The 3024-nt window shown below is 47.4% G+C and carries 1 protein-coding gene and 1 pseudogene; one reads left to right on the top strand and one right to left on the bottom strand.

Features of this window, described 5'->3' with window-relative positions; all coding sequences use genetic code 11:
- Nucleotides 1–216, top strand: a pseudogene (locus tag BM249_RS20930) (transposase); the annotation flags it as partial.
- A 6-nt stretch (nt 217–222) separates the two neighbouring features.
- On the opposite strand, the gene BM249_RS21480 reads toward BM249_RS20930, so the two are convergent.
- Nucleotides 223–2607: a glycosyltransferase family 2 protein gene (locus BM249_RS21480; protein WP_177232485.1), complete on the bottom strand. Its 2385-nt coding sequence runs from the start codon at nt 2605–2607 to the stop codon at nt 223–225.
- Between the last annotated feature and the right edge of the window lie 417 nt (nt 2608–3024).

Here is a 3024-nt window from a genome sequence, read left to right on the forward strand (position 1 = left end):
GGGCGCGGGGGATCGTCCCGCGCATCGCCCGAAAAGGCCATCGAGAGCAGCGAGAAGCTTGGGCGCCACCGCTGGGTCGTCGAGCGAACCCACGCATGGTTCAAGCGCTTCCGCCGTCTGCCCATCCACTACGAGCGCCGCGCCGACATCTACGAGGCCTTCACAAGCCTCGCGGCAAGCCTCATCACTCTCAACCAGATCAGACGGTTCTGTTAGGCGCTCTTATGTCAAACCCGCTCTACCAAAGGCCGGGACCAAACATCTAGCTTTCCAAGGGGGTGAAACCAAATAAGGATCGATTGCAAATGTCGCATGATTCTTTTTAAATTTAGGGCTATAGAAGGGGTCTACCAGCTTCTCTGAACCCCATTTTTTGATCATTAAATCCGCATCTCGCTGAAGGCGGGCCTTCTTCTTGATAGTTGTGTCGCGCCCTCTTGACTTGGACTCCTTGTGCAACAGTCTTATGCCTGGATCACAAATGACTTTAAGACCGCCCTCTCTTATCTTTAGGCACAGATCTACGTCATTGTAAGCAACTGGCAGATCTTCATCGCAGCCGCCACAGGATATGTAATCAGCCTTCCGAACAAAAAGGCAAGCACCTGTGACGGCATTGAACTGCTGGAGTAATTTGCTTTTACTAAAGTTATAGTGATGCCCATCATGAAGGCCATGATAGCAGTGCTCTGCAATTCCATGCACCCCGACACCAGTATAAACGCCAAAATGCTGAACAGTATAATCTGGATACAGCAGTCTTGCGCCAACTATTCCAATGTCAGATATGGAAAGCCAAGCTCTCGCCCTTTCGAACATGCCGGGAGCAATGACTTCCGTGTCATTATTAAGCAGACAGATGATCTCTCCAGATGACTTCGATACGCCGAGATTGCAAAGGCGCGAGAAATTAAAAGGCTCATCGGACCGGATAATTTTTATGCGTCGAACATCCCGACTCAAGGCATCTAAATACTGAAGCGTTTCAGCCTGCTCAGAGCCATTATCAACAATCAAAATTTCCATTAGCGGATCGGAATAATTTAACAGCGAGTCAATACAAGGTCTTAGCACATCCAGTCCGTCTCTAGTAGGTATAATGACGCTGACTTTAGATGGGTTGTCTACGGATAACGTGCGAACAGCCGCAACGCCTGGCACGCCAGAGTCTATTGATTCAAGAGGATAGTTGCACCTAACAAAGTGATCATTCAAAGCTTTTTTTGCAGATTCGAAAGCATAAGATTTTTCTCCCGCGCCCATGGATGTCGAGCCTGCAATTTGTCTCCAATGATACAGGACATGAGGAATATGCACAATATTGTCTTCTCCGCACAATTCGAGACAGCGAAGCGTTAGGTCATAGTCTTGGCTTCCTTCATATCCTCGTCTGAACCCGCCGGCCTGGATAAAAATGTCCCGCCGATAAACACCCAGATGGCTGAACATATTGTGTCCATACATCAGAAAACGGTCAAACTTACCCTTATTGTATGGATCGCACCGAAAGCCTTGGATGCTTATCTTGTCCTCATCAGAATACAATAACGAGCAATCTGGATTCTCATTTATATAATATGCCACGGTCCAAAGCGCATGAGCGGGCAGCAGATCGTCGTTATCCATCAGAACGTAGTAATCGCCGGAAGCAAGCTCTGATGCCGAATTAGATGCCTGTGAAATATGGCCGTTTACATCTCTAAAAGAAATCTTTATCCGCGAGTCCTGGTCAGATACATCTAAAAGCAGCTGTCGTATGGCGGGGTCTGGAGAAGCATCATCTGCAATGCACAACTCCCAATTAGGATAGGCCTGCTTCTGCAGGCACGAGATAGCTTCTTGCAGTAAATGTATAGGCGGATTAAATACAGGCATGATTATGGAGAGCAGTGGCTTGCGCGCCCAGCTTTGATACACATCTTCCATGTAAATTATGTCGGCAGAACTAAGCTCTTCAGTTCGCGATATATATGAAAGATATCTTTCGTCGGCAGCAGATGCGTCCGCCGTATCCACATTTGCTCCATGCATTGCGGCTGCGGCAAGCAAAGCATAACTTTCACTTTCGCCTTTTCCAACGATAGTGCTTCGGTATTGCTCCATGTATCCCACAGCCGCTATCGCTTTACGCGCGACAAGATCCGCAGCACCTGCATTACCAAGAGCTAGAAATCTTTCGATAAAATGGCCAACAGGGGCTTTTTGCGCGACAAGCGAACCTATTTTCACTTGCGATTTTGATTCTGTAATATCAAGCCTTGCGCTTTTCAGTATATTTGGGAAAAGTATGTAACCAATCCAGATTGCTCGCTCGTCATCTTCGTGTTTTCTCAAAAATATTGTACTTTCCTCGGAGTACCCAGATCCATAATTAAGATATAGTTTAGGAGTTACTTCGACATCCGAATGCTCAACTCCGAGCGCAATTTGGGTCAATAAACTGCTTCCGCTCAAATACGACTTCAGTGAAAATTCAATTTGCCCATCCTCCTCGAAGAATAGTATGCCGCCATCCAAGTTAGCATTCCTTATTAAAATGTCAGTAACTCCCGCCACCCTGGCAGCCAAGTCGGCATATTTTTTCCTTTTGAACAGATTTAGTGCCATTATTTTATCTCCACGGCATGACATTTATCTGCACCTGAGTTGGCATCGGACGATGCCTTGTCGTCTCGGCGGGTGAATTTTGTGGTCGCCCACCTCGAAATAACTCTTAAATACTCTCAATATGGCTGTCTTCCCCGTTTTAATCAAAAGCAAATAATTCATGCTCTTCTACATTGTTATCTCCTGTTATGCTCGCCGAATCTGCCGGATTAAAGAGCGAGCCAGTTTAAGTAGTTATGTTACGCCTAGATGGTCTCGCACAGACCCGCCGGGGCAGCACATTTTTAGACGCGACAGTCAAAGAAAAAATGTAATTGGCCTGCCCCATTCGGTGGCCCAGGTTCGAAGTTAGTGCATCGTCGGTCGCGTGACGATGGCGGGGTGAGCGAGTGGCGCTGAGCCGCCTGGTTCCGTTGG

The organism is Methylobacterium gossipiicola, assembly GCF_900113485.1.
Taxonomy (GTDB): domain Bacteria; phylum Pseudomonadota; class Alphaproteobacteria; order Rhizobiales; family Beijerinckiaceae; genus Methylobacterium; species Methylobacterium gossipiicola.

Excerpts from the sequence above, each read along its gene's own strand:
- BM249_RS21480 (WP_177232485.1), bottom strand. The coding sequence starts at position 2,607 with ATGGCACTAAATCTGTTCAAAAGGAAAAAATATGCCGACTTGGCTGCC.